The organism is Mesorhizobium sp. M0152 (genome assembly GCF_040322415.1).
In the GTDB taxonomy this organism is placed as follows: Bacteria; Pseudomonadota; Alphaproteobacteria; order Rhizobiales; family Rhizobiaceae; genus Mesorhizobium.
On the sequence record NZ_JAMYTH010000002.1, the window covers coordinates 78,075 to 95,795 of the forward strand.

14 protein-coding genes, 1 tRNA gene and 1 pseudogene are annotated in these 17,721 nt (G+C 62.6%); 10 read left to right on the top strand and 6 right to left on the bottom strand.

From position 1 onward, the window contains the following. Positions 1–3 precede the first annotated feature (3 nt). The gene (locus NKJ26_RS02555) at positions 4–2,094 is read right to left on the bottom strand and encodes an O-antigen ligase family protein (RefSeq protein WP_352693419.1); all 2,091 of its coding nucleotides are present in this window, start codon (positions 2,092–2,094) and stop codon (positions 4–6) included. A 107-nt stretch (positions 2,095–2,201) separates the two neighbouring features. Between NKJ26_RS02555 and NKJ26_RS02560 the strand changes: the two are divergent. Continuing rightward, positions 2,202–2,513, top strand: a pseudogene (locus NKJ26_RS02560) (IS481 family transposase); the annotation flags it as partial. Positions 2,514–2,556: 43 nt separating this feature from the next. Here the strand turns inward: NKJ26_RS02560 and NKJ26_RS02565 are convergent. Then, a tRNA-Gln gene (locus tag NKJ26_RS02565) sits at positions 2,557–2,631 on the bottom strand. Between the two features lie 99 nt (positions 2,632–2,730). Then, complete coding sequence (locus NKJ26_RS02570) at positions 2,731–3,075, bottom strand: VOC family protein (RefSeq protein ID WP_352693421.1); 345 nt, start codon at positions 3,073–3,075, stop codon at positions 2,731–2,733. Between the two features lie 221 nt (positions 3,076–3,296). On the opposite strand from NKJ26_RS02570, the gene ppdK reads away from it, so the two are divergent. The 3 genes from ppdK to NKJ26_RS02585 all read left to right on the top strand — a co-directional run bounded on the left by ppdK (position 3,297) and on the right by NKJ26_RS02585 (position 8,116). Next, entirely contained in the window at positions 3,297–5,963 is a 2,667-nt protein-coding gene (gene ppdK / locus NKJ26_RS02575) for a pyruvate, phosphate dikinase (RefSeq protein WP_352693423.1), read from the top strand. A gap of 177 nt (positions 5,964–6,140) precedes the next feature. Further along, on the top strand, positions 6,141–7,208 hold the full coding sequence (locus NKJ26_RS02580; RefSeq protein ID WP_352598669.1) for a glycosyltransferase family 9 protein: 1,068 nt from the start codon (positions 6,141–6,143) through the stop codon (positions 7,206–7,208). A 167-nt stretch (positions 7,209–7,375) separates the two neighbouring features. Continuing rightward, positions 7,376–8,116, top strand: coding sequence for a polysaccharide deacetylase family protein (locus tag NKJ26_RS02585; RefSeq protein WP_352693424.1), 741 nt, complete (start codon positions 7,376–7,378; stop codon positions 8,114–8,116). A gap of 32 nt (positions 8,117–8,148) precedes the next feature. Here the strand turns inward: NKJ26_RS02585 and NKJ26_RS02590 are convergent, their stop codons facing one another. Together NKJ26_RS02590 and NKJ26_RS02595 are read right to left on the bottom strand one after the other, a co-directional pair. Further along, positions 8,149–8,538 (bottom strand): DUF427 domain-containing protein, encoded by a 390-nt coding sequence (locus tag NKJ26_RS02590; protein ID WP_352693425.1) that lies wholly within the window; start codon positions 8,536–8,538, stop codon positions 8,149–8,151. Positions 8,539–8,654: 116 nt separating this feature from the next. Next, positions 8,655–9,011 (bottom strand): hypothetical protein, encoded by a 357-nt coding sequence (locus tag NKJ26_RS02595; RefSeq protein WP_352598666.1) that lies wholly within the window; start codon positions 9,009–9,011, stop codon positions 8,655–8,657. Between the two features lie 191 nt (positions 9,012–9,202). Between NKJ26_RS02595 and NKJ26_RS02600 the strand changes: the two genes are divergently transcribed. After that, complete coding sequence (locus tag NKJ26_RS02600; protein ID WP_352693426.1) at positions 9,203–10,831, top strand: fatty-acid--CoA ligase; 1,629 nt, start codon at positions 9,203–9,205, stop codon at positions 10,829–10,831. A 79-nt stretch (positions 10,832–10,910) separates the two neighbouring features. Further along, positions 10,911–11,696 carry a DUF1499 domain-containing protein gene (locus tag NKJ26_RS02605; protein WP_352693427.1) on the top strand — a complete coding sequence of 262 codons (786 nt, stop codon included), beginning with the start codon at positions 10,911–10,913 and terminating at the stop codon, positions 11,694–11,696. 14 nt (positions 11,697–11,710) lie between these two features. Here the strand turns inward: NKJ26_RS02605 and NKJ26_RS02610 are convergent, their stop codons facing one another. After that, positions 11,711–12,619 (bottom strand): MBL fold metallo-hydrolase, encoded by a 909-nt coding sequence (locus NKJ26_RS02610; RefSeq protein WP_352693429.1) that lies wholly within the window; start codon positions 12,617–12,619, stop codon positions 11,711–11,713. Positions 12,620–12,738: 119 nt separating this feature from the next. On the opposite strand from NKJ26_RS02610, the gene NKJ26_RS02615 reads away from it, so the two are divergent. The 4 genes from NKJ26_RS02615 (at position 12,739) to NKJ26_RS02630 (ending at position 17,709) form a co-directional block, all read left to right on the top strand. Continuing rightward, positions 12,739–13,329: a biotin transporter BioY gene (locus tag NKJ26_RS02615; protein WP_352598662.1), complete on the top strand. Its 591-nt coding sequence runs from the start codon at positions 12,739–12,741 to the stop codon at positions 13,327–13,329. A gap of 713 nt (positions 13,330–14,042) precedes the next feature. Continuing rightward, positions 14,043–15,368, top strand: a complete 1,326-nt coding sequence (locus NKJ26_RS02620; protein WP_352693430.1) for a sugar transferase — start codon at positions 14,043–14,045, stop codon at positions 15,366–15,368. Between the two features lie 41 nt (positions 15,369–15,409). Next, entirely contained in the window at positions 15,410–16,684 is a 1,275-nt protein-coding gene (locus NKJ26_RS02625) for a nucleotide sugar dehydrogenase (RefSeq protein WP_352693431.1), read from the top strand. Next, entirely contained in the window at positions 16,684–17,709 is a 1,026-nt protein-coding gene (locus tag NKJ26_RS02630) for an NAD-dependent epimerase (protein ID WP_352693433.1), read from the top strand. Before NKJ26_RS02625 ends, NKJ26_RS02630 begins: the two co-directional genes overlap by 1 nt. The last annotated feature ends 12 nt before the right edge of the window (positions 17,710–17,721 follow it).

Here is a 17,721-nt window from a genome sequence, read left to right on the forward strand (position 1 = left end):
CGTCTAGAAATAAGTTCTCGGCGTGACAAGGTTCTTCTGCTGGCGAAGATAGAAACAATAGAAGCCGAATGCAGCAGCGAACCACATATAGGCCTCGCCGATCGACAGCCGGTTGTTCGAATTGCTGAGGATGGTGATGGCGAAGAAGACCAGCGTCGAGATGTAGCAGGACCATGCGGCCGGAGCGATAAGCTTGGCCCGCATGGCCAGCAGGACCTGCCTGGACGACCAGGTGTAGAGAAATACGAAGAACGCCAGCCCGACCACACCGTAGCGCACGGCTATCTCCAGATAGCCGTTGTGGAAGACGTTGAAGATCATGGGATGATAGGTCCTGCTCTGCCATTCGGTGAGCCAGTTGGAACTGGCTCCAAGGATCGGGTGGCGTTTCCAGACCTCGATCGCATCGGCCCACAACATCAGCCGTTCCCTGGCCGCAAGCGGAATCGTGTCGCTCGCGATGGCACGGTCGAAGGCCGGCAGGATGCCATGGCTCAAAACATCCGAAATCAAGCTCTTGACGAAGACCATGGTGTCGCCGGCAGTCGACCAGAAGATGTTTTGCGTGGCGACAACGCCGGCTGCCACGATCGCCAGCACGCCGCCCCCGACGATCAGCTCGCGGCGATGCCCTCTCGCCAGGGTCATGACCGCCAACAGCAGCAGGACGAGCGCGAGCGCAAGCCAGACGCCCTTTGATCGCAGCGCAATGATGTTGACCAGGGCAAGCAGGAGGACGGCTGCCGACAGCGCCCAGTGCAGGCTCCTGGTTGCTGTTTTCAGGTCCGTTCTATGGGCCGTGTATGCCATGAATTGCAGCGTACACAGGAAGATGAAGCCAGCCGCCACCGACGCGTGAATGGGATTGTTGAAAAGCCACGGCTCCGGTTTGATGCCGTGAAGTATGTCGGAATAGCCGGTGTCCGCCGCCAGGAAGACGAGACTGAGGATCATGAACCAGAGGACGAACCGCGCGGGCCGCCTGACAAACAGCAAGAGGGCGAAGCCGGTCGTCGCATAAAACATCGGAAACAGGTAGATGCCTTCGGCGGCACCCAACTGGTGGGTGCCGAAATAGACGATCGCCAGTCGGATGAAGACATAGAACGACCAACCCAGGCACAGAACGCCGACCCATCCGATCAGCGGTTTGCTGTAGGTCCATAGATCCCGCCTGAACCAGCGGATGGCTGCGGCCAGGGCGAGGGCAATCCCCGCATAGCGATAGGTGTCGGCCTCACGCCAGACCGAGGAGACCAGGGCGAAGACGGCGAGTGCCGCAAGCAACAGAAGCAAGGTGCTGCGCGGCGCGTCGTCCCTGGCGTAGTCAGGGGTTTCCCGCGGCAAGGGCGGCGGGAGGAGGACGTGATGCAGGCGGCTCAGTTCGTCCCTGGCCCGCAACGCCACGGCGCTCCAGCGGCTCGGCCAGGCAAGCCTTGCGAATTTGTAGCTGCCCGAGGGGCCGGCTATGCCCGAGGTCTCACTGCTCTTGGCGAAGCCAAGCACGTTTTGGCGGACCGAATAGACTTTCAGGCCGGTATCCCAAAATCGTTCGATCGCGACGTCCCACGGCATTTTCATCACCGCGAGCGCCGACAACAGCCCCCGCGCGCCCTCCCTCGTCACCAGATAGGCGGCGGCCGAGCCTTGCGGGCCATGCAGCGCGCGACCGATCTCGTCGCCTTCGGTCGTCTCGAGGGCGCGCATGAAAAAGCTCATGCGGTGGTTGTTCAGCTTGATGACGTCGAAATCCGGGACCGCCGCGATGATGGCCTCGATGCGCCGCATGATGTTTTCGCTGAAGAGGACATCATCCTCGACAATCAGGCCATGGGCGCCGCCACCGGCCAGGAAGGTTTCCAGTGCCTTGATATGGCTGCGGTAACAGGCATACTCGCCGGGCAGAATGGCGCGCCCGCTTAGCTTGCGCGCGGCCGGAAGATCGATCTCCGTCCATTCCTCTTTAGCGAGGGCGCTGCCGTCGATGGCGGCAATGCGCTGCAAGCTCAGGCCGGCCGCTTCGGCGCTGGCGCGCAATTCGCTCCAGCGACCGGTCTCGCGATCGAGATTGATGGCGAAGATAGGAAGGTTCATTGAAGGTCCATCTTGGAGCGCCACCCCTCTTGGCCGAATCTTCGACGACCTTGTATGGAAAAGAGGGAGATGTTCAAGGCGATACAGACCATTTGCAGTGAGCGGCCGCGCTCGGCATGCACTGTCCAGCAGAGCGCCGCACGCTATCACCGCGCATTTACGCCGGCCTGCCCGATCTCGATTATCCGTTTCACCACAAGGCCGTCACCATCACCACCTGCGGCCGCATCTGCTACAATCGTAAGAAGATCAACCTCAGCCTCGTCTTTGCCGGCCAGACCGTTGGCATCAAACATATCGAGAACCACATCTGGCTGGTTAGCTTCATCGACTATGATCTGGGATATTTCGACGATGAGACATGCAGGCTCGAACCACTCCAAAACCCCTTCGGGCCAAAAGTGTTACCCATGTCTTAGGTACAATCTGTTACCTATGTGTCCGGGCTGGACACGGAACGGGTGGCTGGGGCGCCAGGATTCGAACCTGGGAATGTCGGTACCAAAAACCGATGCCTTACCACTTGGCGACGCCCCAACAGCCGGCACATGTCCGCTGCGCGCGGCCTTATAAGACGAGCCGTTGGAAAGCTCAATGCTGGAGATTGCGACATTCCGGCTGATCACCACGCCTGGCCTACTCGCTCCAGACGGCCAGCTCGTTGCCGGCCGGATCGACAAAGTGGAAGCGTCGGCCGCCGGGGAACGCGAAGATCGACTTGACGATCGTGCCGCCGGCACTTTCGACCGCGGCGAGGGTTTTCTCCAGTTCCCTGCTGTAGAGCACGGGCAGTGGCTTGGCCGGCGCTTCCGCGGCATCGGCCTGAAAGCCTCCGTCCAGGCCCGCGGCAAAGGTCGAATAGGTCGGCCCATAATCGGTGAACGACCAGGCGAAGGCGGCGCTGTAGAAAGCCTTCAGCCGGTCCAGCGTTCCACCGGTCGCCGGCATTTCCAGATAGTCGAGTTTTCCGGACAGTTTCATGGGAGCCTCATTTGTTCATGTTATGTTCTAAACCAAAACGCCGGAAATAGCAAGTCTTTTTGCCGCATTCCCGGACATCGCTTTCCCTTAATCGATTGTAGCGGCCGGCGGGCTTTGCGACGCCTTGCCTTTCGCAGTGCAGCATCATATCGCTCCAAGGTAGGACACGGCGGAATATCGTTTCGCCAATCTTTCCAATCTCCTGCAACCGGAGAGCAGGCATGACCAAATGGGTTTTCACCTTTGGCGATGGCGCGGCGGAAGGCCGTGCCGGCGACAGGAACCTTCTGGGTGGCAAGGGTGCCAATCTGGCCGAAATGTGCAGCCTGGGCCTGCCGGTGCCGCCGGGCTTCACCATCACCACCGAGGTCTGCAATGCCTTTTACGCCAGTGGCCGCACCTATCCGGCCGGCCTGGAAGCCGATGTCGCGGTCGCGCTCGATCACATCGGGCGCCTGACCGGCCGCCGCTTCGGCGATCCGTCGAAGCTGCTCCTGGTGTCGGTGCGTTCGGGGGCCCGCGCATCGATGCCGGGTATGATGGACACCGTGCTCAATCTCGGACTGAACGACGAGACGGTCGAGGCGCTGGCCGCCGATTCCGGCGATGCGCGCTTTGCCTATGACAGCTACCGCCGGTTCATCCAGATGTACTCCGACGTCGTCATGGGCCTCGATCACGAGGTGTTCGAGGAAATCCTCGAGGACCAGAAGGCCAGCCTCGGCCATGAGCTCGACACCGAGCTGACGGCCATCGAATGGCAAGGCGTGATCGCGCTCTACAAGGCCAAGGTCGAGGAAGAGCTCGGCAGGCCGTTCCCGCAGGATCCGCACGAGCAGCTCTGGGGCGCGATCGGCGCGGTGTTTTCGAGCTGGATGAACAACCGCGCAATCACCTATCGGCGTCTGCATGATATCCCCGAAAGCTGGGGTACGGCGGTCAACGTCCAGGCCATGGTGTTCGGCAATATGGGCGAAACCTCGGCCACCGGGGTCGCCTTCACCCGCAATCCATCGACCGGCGAAAAGCAGCTCTATGGCGAGTTCCTGGTCAACGCGCAGGGCGAGGATGTCGTCGCCGGCATCCGCACGCCGCAGAACATCACCGAGGCCGCCCGCATCGGCGCCGGCTCGGACAAGCCGTCCTTGCAGAAGCTGATGCCGGACGCCTTCCAGTCCTTCGTCACCATCTCCGACAGGCTGGAAAAGCACTACCGCGACATGCAGGACCTCGAATTCACCATCGAGCGCGGCAAATTGTGGATGCTGCAGACCCGGTCCGGCAAGCGCACCGCCAAGGCGGCGCTCAGGATCGCCGTCGAGATGGCAAGGGATGGCCTGATCACGAAGGAGGAGGCCGTCGCCCGCATCGATCCCGCCTCGCTCGACCAGTTGCTGCACCCGACCATCGACCCGAAGGCGGCGCGCGACGTCATCGGCGTCGGCCTGCCGGCATCGCCCGGCGCGGCGACCGGCGAGATCGTATTTTCCTCCGCCGATGCCGAGGAACTGAAGACGCAAGGGCGCAAGGCGATCCTGGTGCGCATCGAGACCAGCCCCGAAGACATCCACGGCATGCACGCGGCCGAGGGCATCCTGACCACGCGCGGCGGCATGACCAGCCACGCGGCCGTCGTGGCGCGCGGCATGGGCAAGCCTTGCGTGTCGGGCGCCGGCTCGCTGCGCGTCGACTACAAGGCCGGCACGCTGATCTCGATGGGGCAGATCTTCCGCAAGGGCGACATCATCACCATCGACGGCGGCAACGGCCAGGTGCTCAAGGGCGCCGTGGCGATGCTGCAGCCGGAACTTTCGGGCGATTTCGCCGCCATCATGGAATGGGCCGACGCGGCGCGGCGCATGAAGGTGCGCACCAATGCCGAAACGCCGCTCGATGCGCGCATGGCGCGCTCCTTCGGCGCCGAGGGCATCGGGCTTTGTCGCACCGAGCACATGTTCTTCGATGGTGCCCGCATCGTCGCCATGCGCGAGATGATCCTGGCCGACACCGAGAAGGATCGCCGCACGGCCCTTGCCAAGCTCCTGCCCATGCAGCGCTCGGATTTCCTCGAACTGTTCGAGATCATGGCCGGCCTGCCGGTGACGATCCGCCTGCTCGACCCGCCGCTGCACGAATTCCTGCCCAAGACCGAGGCCGAAATCGCCGAGGTTGCCGCCGCCATGAATGTCTCGCCCGGCAAGCTTCGGCAGCGCACCGAGGCGCTGCACGAATTCAACCCGATGCTCGGCCATCGCGGCTGCCGGCTGGCGGTCTCCTATCCCGAGATCGCCGAGATGCAGGCGCGCGCCATTTTCGAGGCCGCCGTCGAGGCCGGCAAGAAAGCCGGCGCCCTGGTGGTGCCAGAGATCATGGTGCCGCTGGTCGGTCTCGCGAAGGAACTCGACTACGTCAAGGCGCGCATCGATGCGGTCGCCAAAAGCGTCATGGACGAGACCGGCGTCAACATCGAATATCTGACCGGAACCATGATTGAGCTCCCCCGCGCGGCGATCCGCGCCCATATCATCGCGGAATACGCCGAGTTCTTCTCCTTCGGCACCAACGACCTCACCCAGACCACCTTCGGCATCTCGCGCGACGATGCCGCCTCGTTCCTGGAGACCTACCGCCAGAAGGGCATCATCGAGCAGGATCCGTTCGTCTCGCTGGACATAGACGGCGTCGGCGAACTGGTGCGCATGGCCGCCGAAAAGGGCAGGAAGACGCGGCCGGCCATCAAGCTCGGCATCTGCGGCGAACACGGCGGCGATCCGGCGTCGATCCGTTTCTGCGAGGAGGTCGGGCTCGATTATGTCTCCTGCTCGCCCTACCGCGTGCCGATCGCCAGGCTGGCGGCCGCGCAGGCGGCGGTGCGGGGTAGCAAATGAGAGGGCGCGAACACGAGGCTTAGGCCCGGATCAAGGCTTACGGTTTCCTATGCAAGTTCACGCGAACGTGCTGGAAGAATCGGCTAAACTCGACATTATTTTAGCCCAATTCGCGAATAAGCCGAAATTACCCCCGCAAAAAACAGACGCTGTAGACCCGTGCCGTTCCAATCGATCTTGATCATTCAAACGAAGTATATTGGCGACATTGTTCTCGTCTCGCCACTCGCCAAGAACCTGCTGCTCGAATTCCCAGGCGCCAAGATCGTGCTTCTCTGCGAGGCTCAACTCGAGAGCTTCGTGATCGAGCACGGCATCGCTTCCGATGTGGTGACGTTCAGGCGGTCCCGCATGCGCGGCACGCCGCTGGAGCGCGCAAAAGAACTCTATGGGGTAGTGCGGGCGCTGCGCCGCTTCCGCTTCGACCTGACGATCGACGTGACCGATTCCAAGACCTCGCGCATACTCAGCGGGCTGGTCAACGCAACGACCCGTGTCGGCTACAATCCCACCGAGCGTCCCTTGCGGCTGCTGGAGAGGCAGCCCGCCAACGTGTTTGCCAAACCGTACGGTTTTGGTGGCCAGCACTTCGTCTACCGCTATCTCTCGCCGCTTGAAGCGCTTGGCGTCGATTTGCGCGTGACGGTGCCGGACATTCAGCCGCTGCCGGCTGAGACCGCGAAAATGTCGGCGCTTCTGGACAAGCACGATCTCCATCCGAACGCCTTCATCGCCGTGCATGCCGGCGCCAGTTTCAAGGGCCGACGATGGCAGCCCGAACGGTTCGCCGCGGCGATCGACGAGATCGCCGGAGAGACCGGATTGGGTGTCGTCCTAGTGGGAGGGCCGGACGAACGCGAGACCGCCGGACAGATCCTGGCCAACACGAAGTCGCCGGTCGTCGACCTTGTCGGAGCGCTGTCGCTCGGCAGCCTGCTGGCCGTGCTGAAACAGGCCAGGCTGTTTCTCGGCAACGAGAGTGGCCCGATGCATATGGCCGCTGCCGTGGGCACGCCGGTGGTCGGGCTTTTCGGTTTGACGAATCCGGCGCGCTGGGGGCCTGTCGGCGTGCCCAGCATTGCGCTGCGGCCGCCGATGCCATGCGAGTGCGTTGCCAAGGACTTGTGCCGCTGGCCGGACCCCAGCAGGGTGTGCTGCGTCTGGCGTGTGGAGGTCAAGCCCGTTGTCGACGCGGTCCGCGAGGTCCTTGCGCGCACCGATTTGAAGCGGGAGCGCGCTGTCTGAACCCCGCCCCGGGGCGGCCGTTCAGGGCTGTCGTCGAATGGTTCTTTCACCAAGTGGACGGTCAAATCGCCGCGCCAGGCATTTTCCTGCTAGGCACCGTCCCGATTTCCGCCTTGATGCGGGTCTTGGGGTACCCGCCTGAAATCACCGGCCACGGAATTCGTTTGATGCGCCTGCTGCGAAAATATCTCTGGGCGGTCGCCATGTCGTTGGCCGTGGCAACGGGCGGCCATGCCGCGCCGCTGGTCGAGCCGATTTTGCACATCAAGCCCGATGCCAGCGGAGCCGGCCGCGTCGCGCTGACGCTCGATGCCTGCGGCGGACGGACCGACACCCGCATTCTCTCGGCGCTGGTGGAAAACAAGATCCCCGCCACCATTTTCGTCACCGGCATCTGGCTCAAGCGGAACGCCGCGGCCGTCGCAATCATGCGGGCGCATCCGGAGCTGTTCGAGCTGGAAAATCATGGCGGCCGGCATATTCCTGCGGTCGACACGCCTCAGAAGATCTACGGCATACGCAGCGCCGGCAGCCCGCAGGCCGTGCTGGCCGAGGTCGAATCGGGTGCCGCGGCTCTTGCCGGGACAGGCGAGCCGGCGCCGAAATGGTTTCGTGGCGCCACCGCCGAATACAGCCCCGCGGCAATCGCGATGATCCGCAAGCTCGGCTTCAAGATCGCCGGCTTCTCGATCAATGGCGACGGCGGCTCGCTGCTTGGCGCCAGGGAAACCACCCGGCGCATCGCCGCGGCCAAGGACGGTGACGTCATCATCGCCCACATCAACCAGCCGACCCATGCCGCCGGCGAGGGCGTGGTGCAAGGCCTGCTCGCGCTCAAGGACAAGGGCATGACCTTTGTGCGGCTCGACGATGCCGACGGGTTCGGCAACAACGGCACCACCGACTGAAAACGCCCCGGGGTGCCTTCAAGCCCAGGCGCTCAGTCCGGCTTGGCCTCTATGCTGACCTTGCTGGCGTAGAACGCGCCGTGGTCGCGTATCTCGGCCATTTCGTCGAAGGGCCGCCGATAGGCCCACATCGCGTCCTTGCCCGCCTCTCCGGCAGGCAGCACGCTCCAATAGCTCGCATCGCCCTTGTAGGGGCAATGGGTCTGATGCTCCGTGGCACGGAGTTTGCCGAAATCGATATCCGCGAACGGGATGTAGAAGGCCGCGGGGTAGGGAGCCTCGGTCAGCACCTTGGCTTTTCCGGACGAGGCGATGACCGTATCGCCGGCGCGCACGGTGACAGTGCCGTCATACGGCTCGATGGTGATGATCTTGTCGGGATTGCGCTGGAAGCCGGGTGCCGGGTTGGCGATCTTGTCCATGCTGGTTCCTCCTTTGCCCGACCTTAAGGTGTGGCGGACAGGTGGATTGCGCAAGACCCGTTGTCGCTGAAAACGGAAGCCGTTTCCCAGGCTCTGCCGATCGCGCCTTTGCGTGTTCAGGCGGCGGTTTTGAATGCGTCCATCAGTCCCGCATAGGCGGCCGCGATGCCTGCCACCGGATTGCTGCTTCTCGAAACGGTCTCGACTTTCAGCGAGCCGCCGCCGGTCGGCAGGGTGAGCAGCAGGAACTGGCGGTTGCCGCCGTCGCCGACGGATGCGGCCGCGACGTGCTGGCCTTCGCCGTCGCTCTGGACGCACATCTTGAACAGCAGCGTGCCGCCGACCGCTTCAAGCGCGCCGCCGACGACTTCAACGAATTCATCTTCGGAAACAGCCTTCGTGTCCGGCTCCAGATCGACCAGGCTTTCGGCAAGTGTACTCTCGAGGGTTTTGTCGTCGAGCTGCGCGTTCATGCGAACCTCTTTCAGTCGCCAATCGCACCCCTTTGCCCGTTAACGAAACTTAACGCCGACGATGGCCGGATTGTGGCGGTTTTCCCGGTCATTTCGACCAATACGGCGCCGAATTGGTGGATGGCTGGACAATCCGCCGGTTCGCTTCACAATGGAACAAAAAGCACGACGTAAAAACAGGGAGGAACGAGATGCTGGGCCTGATGCAGGAATGGCCGCTGCTGTGCCACAAGCTCATCGACAACGCCGAACGGCAGCATGGCGTGCGCGAAATCGTGTCGCGCTCGATCGAGGGACCGATCGTGCGCACCACCTATGCCGACATCCATCGCCGTTCTCTCAAGGTCGCCCAGCGGCTGGAACGCGACGGTTATCGCCTGGGCGACCGCATCGCCACGCTGGCCTGGAACACCGCGCGCCATATCGAGGCCTGGTACGGCATCATGGGCATCGGCGCGATCTATCATACGCTCAATCCGCGCCTGTTCCCCGAGCAGATCGTCTGGATCATGAACCATGCCGAGGACAAGGCCGTCTTCGTCGACCTGACCTTCATGCCGCTGCTCGAGAAGATCTCCGGCGCCGTCAAATCGCTGAAACAGGTAATCGTGCTGACCGACAAGGCGCACATGCCGCCGACGACGTTGCCCAATGTCGTCGCCTACGAAGACTGGCTCGATGAGGCCGATGGCGACTTCGCCTGGAAGACCTTCGACGAAGGCACCGCCGCCGGCATGTGCTACACGTCGGGGACGACCGGCGATCCCAAGGGCGTCGTCTACAGCCACCGCTCGAACGTGCTGCACGCCATGATCGCCGCCATGCCCGACGCGATGGGCCTGTCGTCGCGCGACACGATCCTGCCGGTCGTGCCGATGTTCCATGCCAATGCCTGGGGCCTTGGCCAGAGTGCGCCGATGATCGGCGCCAAGCTGGTCATGCCCGGTTGCAAGATGGACGGCGCCTCCATCTATGAATTGCTCGACACCGAGAAAGTGACCTTCAGCGCCGCCGTGCCGACCGTGTGGATGATGCTGCTGCAGCATCTGGAGGAGACCGGCAAGACGCTTCCCCACCTGAACAAGGTCGTCATCGGCGGTTCGTCCTGCCCGCGCGCGATCATGACGAAATTCCAGGACAATTACGGCGTCCAGGTCATCCATGCCTGGGGCATGACCGAAATGTCGCCGCTCGGCACGCTGTGCACCTTGAAGCCGGAATATGCCGGGCTCGAGGGTGAGGCACGGCTCGATGTTCAGGGCAAGCAGGGCTATCCGCCCTTCGGCGTCGAAATGAAGGTCACGGACGACGACAACAATGCGCAACCCTGGGACGGCAGGACGTTTGGCCGGCTGAAGGTGCGCGGGCCCGCCGTCGCCCGCGCCTATTACGGCGGCGCCGCCCCGGAGCAGTTCGACGAGGATGGCTGGTTCGACACCGGAGACGTCGCCCACATCGACGCCGGCGGCTACATGCAGATCACCGATCGCGCCAAGGACGTCATCAAGTCCGGCGGTGAATGGATTTCGACCATCGACCTGGAAAACCTGGCCGTCGGCCACCCGGACGTCGCGGAAGCGGCGGCCATCGGCGTCCAGCATTCGAAGTGGGGCGAGCGGCCATTGCTGGTGATCGTCGCCAAGCCGGGCAAGGAGCCGAGCAAGGCTGACATACTCGGCTTCATGGACGGCAAGGTGGCCAAATGGTGGATGCCCGACGATGTCGCCTTCGTCGGCGAGATACCGCATACCGCCACCGGCAAGATCCAGAAGATAACCTTGCGCCAGCAGTTCAAGGACTACCGTCTGCCGACGGATTGACGGAACGTTGCGGGTTTCGGCTTCAACCCGCCGTCAAAACGTTCTAAGTCTCCGTTCGGGTTGGGCAGCGCAGAGAATAATGGTCAGCATTCCGGAACGGCAAACCTCGAAGGCGGCCGGATGGTCGCGCCGCACCGCCGCCTTTTCGGCCGTGCTCTTGCTGACCGTCTTCGCCGGCCATTATCTCGGTCTCGTCGAGACACCGGTATTCCTGTGGGTGCTGGCGATCGTCGGGCTGCTGGCGGCGCTGGCGCTGCTGTTTGCCGCCTTTGCGTTTTCGAGGCTGTGGAATTTCGGCGATCGCGGCGGCCATGACATCGCTGTCGCCGTCTTGCTGGCGCTGCTGGTGCTTTCCCCCTACGGCGTTGCCGTCTATTGGGCCGCAACTTTTCCGCCGCTCCGCGACATCTCGACCGATTTCGACGATCCGCCGGTACTCGACGTCGGCGACCGGACGAAGGACATGAACGTGCTTTCCCCGTCGACGCCAGGCGAACAGCGGCTGCAGACGGAAAGTTATCCGCTGGTCACCGCCCGCAGCTACGACCTGCCGTTCGAGACCGTCGTCAATGCCGTCGAAACCGTGCTCGACCGGCGCAACTGGGATCTTTCCGAACCTTATCCCGAGCTCGCCGGGCAAAGCGAAGTGACCATTACCGCCGTCGCCCGGAGCTTCGTGCTCGCCCTGCCCGCCGACGTGGCGATCCGCGTGACCGATGACGGCGATACCGTCATCGTCGACATGCGGTCGGCCTCGCGCTACGGCCGTCACGACCTTGGCGACAACGCCGCGCGCGTCACCGACTTCCTGGCGGAACTGGACCAGGAAGTCGCCGGCCAGGTTGGCGCGACCTCCGCCGAGTAGCTCTGTCGAACCGCCTAAGGCGCAGGCGTGAAGATGCCGTCGATGGCCGGAGCGGCGCCTGTCGCCACCAGGCCGCGCGCCACAAGGTCCTCCAGATGGGCAAGCACCGACAGTCCGGCAGCACCATGCAGACGCGGGTCGGTATCCCTGTAGATCGCCTTGACCATGGCGGCGATCGTCCGGTCGCCGGCCCTGACCCGCTCCAGTATGGCGCGCTCGCGCATCTTGCGATGCGTCTTCAGCCCGCGCATGAAATCGCGCGGCGCCGTGACCGGTCCGCCGTGGCCGGGCAGCAGCAGGCGGTCGCCGCGTTCGATCAGCCGGTCCAGCGACGCCATGTAATCGGCCATCGCCCCGTCCGGCGGCGCGACTATGGACGTCGCCCACGCCATCACGTGATCGGCCGAAAACAGGATGCCGGTCCCTTCCAGCGCGAATGCCGCGTGGTTGGCGGTGTGGCCGGGGGTCAAGACAGCGCGGATCGCCCAGCCGTCGCCGTCGACCACCGTGTTGTCCGGCAGCGTGATGTCGGGAGCGAAAGCGGTGTCGGCGCTGGCGTCGAGCGCATTGACCTCACCGGTATCCAGGGGTCTTGCCGGCCGGTGCGGGCCTTCCGCCAGCACTGTGGCGCCGGTGCGCTCCTTCAGCCTTGCCGCCAGCGGAGAATGGTCGCGGTGTGTGTGGCTGACGAAGATATGGCTGACCGGCCGGCCGGCGATCACGCCGAGCAGCGTCTCGAGATGCGCCTCGTCATCGGGGCCCGGATCGATCACCGCCAGCGTGTCGCGCCCGACGATGTAGCTGTTGGTGCCGTGAAAGGTGAACGGGCTCGGGTTTTGGGCCGTGACGCGCCGCACGCCGGGGGCCATGTCCACCCCTTGGCCGTAGCTGGGATCGAAGCTGGTGTCGAATTTGAGAGCCATGGTGTCGGCGCATTGTTCCGGTGGACGGCAAAACTGATTGCCGCATAGCACGTGAGCCAATATAGGAAAACGCAAGACCGCGATCATCGGATGGCGGCAAATCGGATTGGGAAAGAACCATGGCAACTGCAACGACGATGCGCCCGCTTGTTTCTCTGGCTCTGCCGCAGGAGAGTGCGGCCCGCCTCGCGACACAGTTTTTGCTGGCGATCGGCGGTACGCTGCTGCTGGCCTTGTCGGCCAAGACCAAGGTGGTGCTGGGGCCCGTCGACATTTCCATGCAGACGCTCGCCGTCCTGCTGATCGCCGCCGCCTTCGGCATGCGCCTTGGCGTCGCCACCCTGCTGCTCTACATGGCGGAGGGCGCGATGGGCTTTCCGGTCTTCCAGGGCACGCCTGAAAAAGGCGTTGGCATTGCCTACATGCTCGGCTCGACAGGCGGCTATCTCGCCGGCTTCGTGGTCATGGCGGCAATCGTCGGTTGGGCCGCCGATCGCGGCTGGGATCGCCATCCAATCAAGCTTTTCAACGCCATGCTGGTTGCCGAGGTGGTGATGATGGCGATGGGCTTTGCCTGGCTGGCGCTGCTCATCGGCCCGGAAAAATCCTGGCAGTTCGGCGTCGTGCCGTTCATCGTCGGCGATCTCATTAAGGTTGCGCTCGCGGCAAGCCTGGTTCCGGCCGTCTGGTCGTTGCTGAAGCGCTCCTGAGATTTGAGGACATCCCGGGGCCGAATTTGTTTCGGGCCTACGAAGGGCGATCAGAACGGGCCCCGTAGTGCCTCAGTTTGAAATTTGACGCCCCGTTTGTCGCGATCAGGGCCGAACTCCTATAAGCTTACCGCAAAGCCTTGGAGGTTTCATGCCCTACGCTGTCGCTACATGCCCAGACGACGTTGAAAGGCTAAAAACGCTTCTCCATAGCCTGGGTGAAGAGGGAAGCCGGATCATCAACGTGATTTGGCAGCCAACACGTGATGTTTCGACGGAGAACGGTCCATTCACAGAGCCATCTGGCTATGTGATCGTTTTGGAGTACCCACGCTAATATCCATCGGACCTGTAGGCCAGAAGCGCTCCAAGATGGACGCCGGTGCGCTAAAGCAAGTGCGGCCCTTACACTATCTCGGACCCAGGTGAATCGACAGGTGCTTTCATGGCGCCTGGCCGGCGCCAAAAAATTTTGACGTCCAGATCGAGCTCGGACAACAGAGCCCTTTATTAGCTGTGAATAATAAATCGGGCTGTTAGCTTCGGCTTTTCGATCGCACCGAATAATGCCGTCGATCAAAAGACCTACTAACTGTTGCTATGAAAATAAATACTTGCTGATGCAGTAGCACTGGCGTAGCCATTGATCCTCGACTGAGTCGAATGCCGTCGATGACGAGATGCCTGGTTCGCTTTGCAGGCCCAGGTGCGTCATGGCAAAGGCAATCGCTGACACGGCAACTTCCGGGGAGGGGAAGAAGTTGAATGTCGCAGCATCAACTCTTGTGGGAAGCCGGCATTTCCTGTTCAGAATTCGATTTCAGCTCCTTGGTGGGCTGACTTTCGCGATTTTTGCACCGGCGATCATCCGGATTGCCTTCAATCCCGAGGTTATCTACACGATTAATCTTCAGGTGACGGTAGCCGCCGCGGTGATGGCGCATCTGGCCGGCTTTCTTGCGCATCGCCGCATCGGGAATTTCCCGGGCGTGGCCGCTGCCAGCTATATCTTGCCGACTTTTGCCTTGTCTTATGGCGCCGTTTTCCTGACGATCTTCTTTTTTCGCTTCGAGTACAGCCGCTTCCAGGCCGCCGCCAGTTTCACGCAGTCCACGCTCTGGTATTTTGGCCTGAGCCTCGTCGCGCGGCGTCTCGACCCATACCGCCTCGTCGTCGTTCCCGGCGGTGATGTCGAGCGCCTCAGGGCACTGCAGGGCGTGCATTGGTTCTGGATCCAGTCGACCAACGTCATCGTCGAAAAGGCAAACGGTGTGGTTGCCGATCTGCGTGCCGATCTCGGCGACGAATGGGAGAGATACATCGCCGATCGGGCCCTTTCGGGCACGCCCGTCTACCATGTCAAGCAGGTCAGCGAGTCGTTGACCGGCCGAGTCGAGATAGAGCATCTGTCTGAAAACACGCTTGGTTCGCTCAATCCGAACCAGGCCTATCTCAAGATCAAGCAGGCAGCCGACTGGGCTTCCGCGCTTGTGCTGGTTTTTGCTCTTGCTCCTGCCCTGGCGCTGATCGCGCTGCTGATCCGGCTGGATTCTGACGGTCCCGCGCTGTTCCGGCAGCGGCGCGTGGGCTACCGGGGCAAGATCTACACCGTCTACAAGTTCCGTTCGATGAGGACCGAGCCTGATACCGGCAGCGACAAGAACAGCGTGATCACCAAGCGTGACGACGACCGCATCACTCCGATGGGGCGTGTCCTGCGCAAGTTCAGGATCGATGAACTGCCGCAAGCCATCAACATTCTGCGCGGCGAAATGAGCTGGATCGGGCCACGGCCGGAGGCCGTGGTGCTGTCGAAAATGTATGAGACCGAGTTGCCGTTCTATCGCTATAGGCACATCGTCAGGCCCGGTATCAGCGGGTGGGCACAAGTAAACCAGGGGCACGTTGCGGCGATTGACGATGTGATGGAGAAATTACATTACGACTTTTATTACATCAAGAATTTCTCGCCCTGGCTGGATGTCTTGATCGTTCTTAGAACTGTGAAAACGATGCTTACCGGTTTCGGCGCACGATAACCGACGCCGAGGCTTGGGTCGATTGCGGGCGCGGGAACCGGATGGACATCGCCTCCAGGAAGATAGCGATCATCGGGCTTGGCTATGTCGGCCTGCCATTGGCGGTAGCCTTCGGCGCGAACAGGGATGTCGTCGGTTTCGACATCAGCCAGGCGCGTGTCGATGCACTGCGGCGCGGTGACGACCACACACTCGAGGCCAGCAGGGAAGAAATCGCTGCCGCATCGCGACTGAAGTTCACGAGCGACAAGGCTGATCTCCGCGATTGCGGGGTTTTCATCGTCACGGTGCCGACGCCGATCGACAGGGCCAACCGGCCGGATCTGCGGTCGCTGATCATGGCGTCGACGACGGTCGGCGAGGTGATGTCCGCGGGCGCGGTGGTGGTCATCGAATCGACCGTCTATCCCGGCTGCACGCAAGAGGTGTGCGCACCGCTGATAGAGAAACATTCGGGTCTGCGCTTCAACGAGGATTTCTTCCTCGGCTACAGTCCCGAGCGCATCAATCCGGGTGACCGCGAGCATCGCCTTCAGACCATCGTCAAGATCACCAGCGGCTCGACGCCGGAGGCGGCTGAAGCCATCGACGCGCTCTATGCCTCGATCGTGCCGGCGGGCACGCACCGGGCCTCCAGCATTGCGGTGGCCGAAGCGGCCAAAGTGATCGAGAACACGCAACGCGACCTCAACATCGCGCTGATGAACGAGCTGTCGCTGATCTTCGGCAAGCTGGGCATCGATACGGCGGAAGTGCTGGAGGCAGCCGGCACAAAGTGGAATTTCCTGCGTTTCACGCCCGGTCTTGTCGGCGGGCACTGCATCGGCGTCGATCCCTATTATCTCACTCACAAGGCTCAGGAACTCGGTTATCATCCGGAGGTGATTCTTGCCGGCCGCCGCATCAATGACGGCATGGGCCAGCACGCGGCGGACCAGACGGCCCGCCTGATGATGCGCAAGGGCATCCCTGTCGTTGGTAGCCGGATTTTGGTCATGGGCGCGGCCTTCAAGGAAAACTGTCCGGACCTGAGAAATTCCAGGGTCGCCGACGTCGTCGCGCAACTGCGGCAATACAATGCCGAGATCGACATCTGGGACCCTTGGGTCGACGCGCAGGAATGCGCGGACGCCTTCGGCGTGACGAGCATGAAGGACACACCCGCCGAACGCTATGACGGTGTCGTCGTCGCCGTCGCGCACAGGCAGTTTCATGCACTGGGCGTTGCCGGCCTGCAGGCGCTTTGCAAGAACCCGGGTGTCATATATGACATCAAGGGTCTGTTTCCGAGGGACATCACGGACGGGCGGTTCTGATGAGAATTCTAGTTACCGGCGCCGCCGGCTTCATAGGCTATCATGTGGCCAGGCGCCTCCTGGAGCGCGGCGACGACGTTGTCGGCATCGACAGCATCAACGACTACTACGATCCGCGGATCAAGCAGGCGCGGCTCGGGCTGCTGGGCGAGGCAAGCCGCAAGACCAATTCGGGCTATCAGTTCATCCACGGCAATCTCGCCGACAGAGACGTCGTGGACGGCTGCTTTGCCGACCATGCCTTCGACCGGGTGATCCACCTCGCCGCCCAGGCCGGGGTTCGCTACAGCCTGGAAAACCCGCGCGCCTATGTCGAAAGCAACATCGTCGCCTACACCAACATGCTGGAGGCCTGCCGCAGCGGCCGCGTGGCGCACCTGACCTATGCCAGCACGTCGAGCGTCTACGGCGCCAACACGGACATGCCGTTTTCCGAGCATCGCCCGGCCGATCATCCGCTGCAATTCTACGCCGCCACCAAGCGCGCCAACGAACTGATGGCGCACAGCTACAGCCATCTGTTCGGCCTGCCGACCACCGGGCTTCGCTTCTTCACCGTCTACGGCCCCTGGGGCAGGCCGGACATGGCGCTGTTCCTGTTCACCAGGAACATTCTTGCCGGCGAGCCGATCAAGCTGTTCAACAACGGCAACCACACGCGCGACTTCACCTATGTCGAGGACATCGCCGAAGGGGTGATCCGGGCCAGCGACAGCCCCGCTGCCGCCAACCCCGCCTGGGATTCCGGCCACCCGGATCCGGCCACGAGCAGCGCGCCCTGGCGCATCTTCAACATCGGCAACAGCAATCCGGTCAAGCTGACCGCCTATGTCGAGGCGCTCGAAAACGCGCTCGGCCGCAAGGCCATCGTCGAGCTGCTGCCGCTGCAGGCGGGCGACGTGCCCGACACGTTTGCCGATACCTCCGCCCTGGAGCGGGCGGTCGGCTATCGCCCCGGCACATCGGTGACCGAGGGGATAGGGCGGTTCGTCGACTGGTACAAATCGTATTTTGAGCGGGGCTAGAGAGGTCACTTT

What these genes read in the sequence shown, in the direction of transcription:
- NKJ26_RS02615 (WP_352598662.1), top strand. Translation starts at nt 12,739, where the DNA reads ATGGCAACTGCAACGACGATGCGCCCGCTTGTTTCTCTGGCTCTGCCG.
- NKJ26_RS02590 (WP_352693425.1), bottom strand. Translation starts at nt 8,538, where the DNA reads ATGGACAAGATCGCCAACCCGGCACCCGGCTTCCAGCGCAATCCCGAC.
- NKJ26_RS02620 (WP_352693430.1), top strand. Translation starts at nt 14,043, where the DNA reads ATGGCAAAGGCAATCGCTGACACGGCAACTTCCGGGGAGGGGAAGAAG.
- NKJ26_RS02610 (WP_352693429.1), bottom strand. Translation starts at nt 12,619, where the DNA reads ATGGCTCTCAAATTCGACACCAGCTTCGATCCCAGCTACGGCCAAGGG.
- NKJ26_RS02595 (WP_352598666.1), bottom strand. Translation starts at nt 9,011, where the DNA reads ATGAACGCGCAGCTCGACGACAAAACCCTCGAGAGTACACTTGCCGAA.
- NKJ26_RS02585 (WP_352693424.1), top strand. Translation starts at nt 7,376, where the DNA reads ATGCGCCTGCTGCGAAAATATCTCTGGGCGGTCGCCATGTCGTTGGCC.
- NKJ26_RS02570 (WP_352693421.1), bottom strand. Translation starts at nt 3,075, where the DNA reads ATGAAACTGTCCGGAAAACTCGACTATCTGGAAATGCCGGCGACCGGT.
- ppdK (WP_352693423.1), top strand. Translation starts at nt 3,297, where the DNA reads ATGACCAAATGGGTTTTCACCTTTGGCGATGGCGCGGCGGAAGGCCGT.
- NKJ26_RS02630 (WP_352693433.1), top strand. Translation starts at nt 16,684, where the DNA reads ATGAGAATTCTAGTTACCGGCGCCGCCGGCTTCATAGGCTATCATGTG.
- NKJ26_RS02600 (WP_352693426.1), top strand. Translation starts at nt 9,203, where the DNA reads ATGCTGGGCCTGATGCAGGAATGGCCGCTGCTGTGCCACAAGCTCATC.
- NKJ26_RS02605 (WP_352693427.1), top strand. Translation starts at nt 10,911, where the DNA reads ATGGTCAGCATTCCGGAACGGCAAACCTCGAAGGCGGCCGGATGGTCG.
- NKJ26_RS02555 (WP_352693419.1), bottom strand. Translation starts at nt 2,094, where the DNA reads ATGAACCTTCCTATCTTCGCCATCAATCTCGATCGCGAGACCGGTCGC.
- NKJ26_RS02625 (WP_352693431.1), top strand. Translation starts at nt 15,410, where the DNA reads ATGGACATCGCCTCCAGGAAGATAGCGATCATCGGGCTTGGCTATGTC.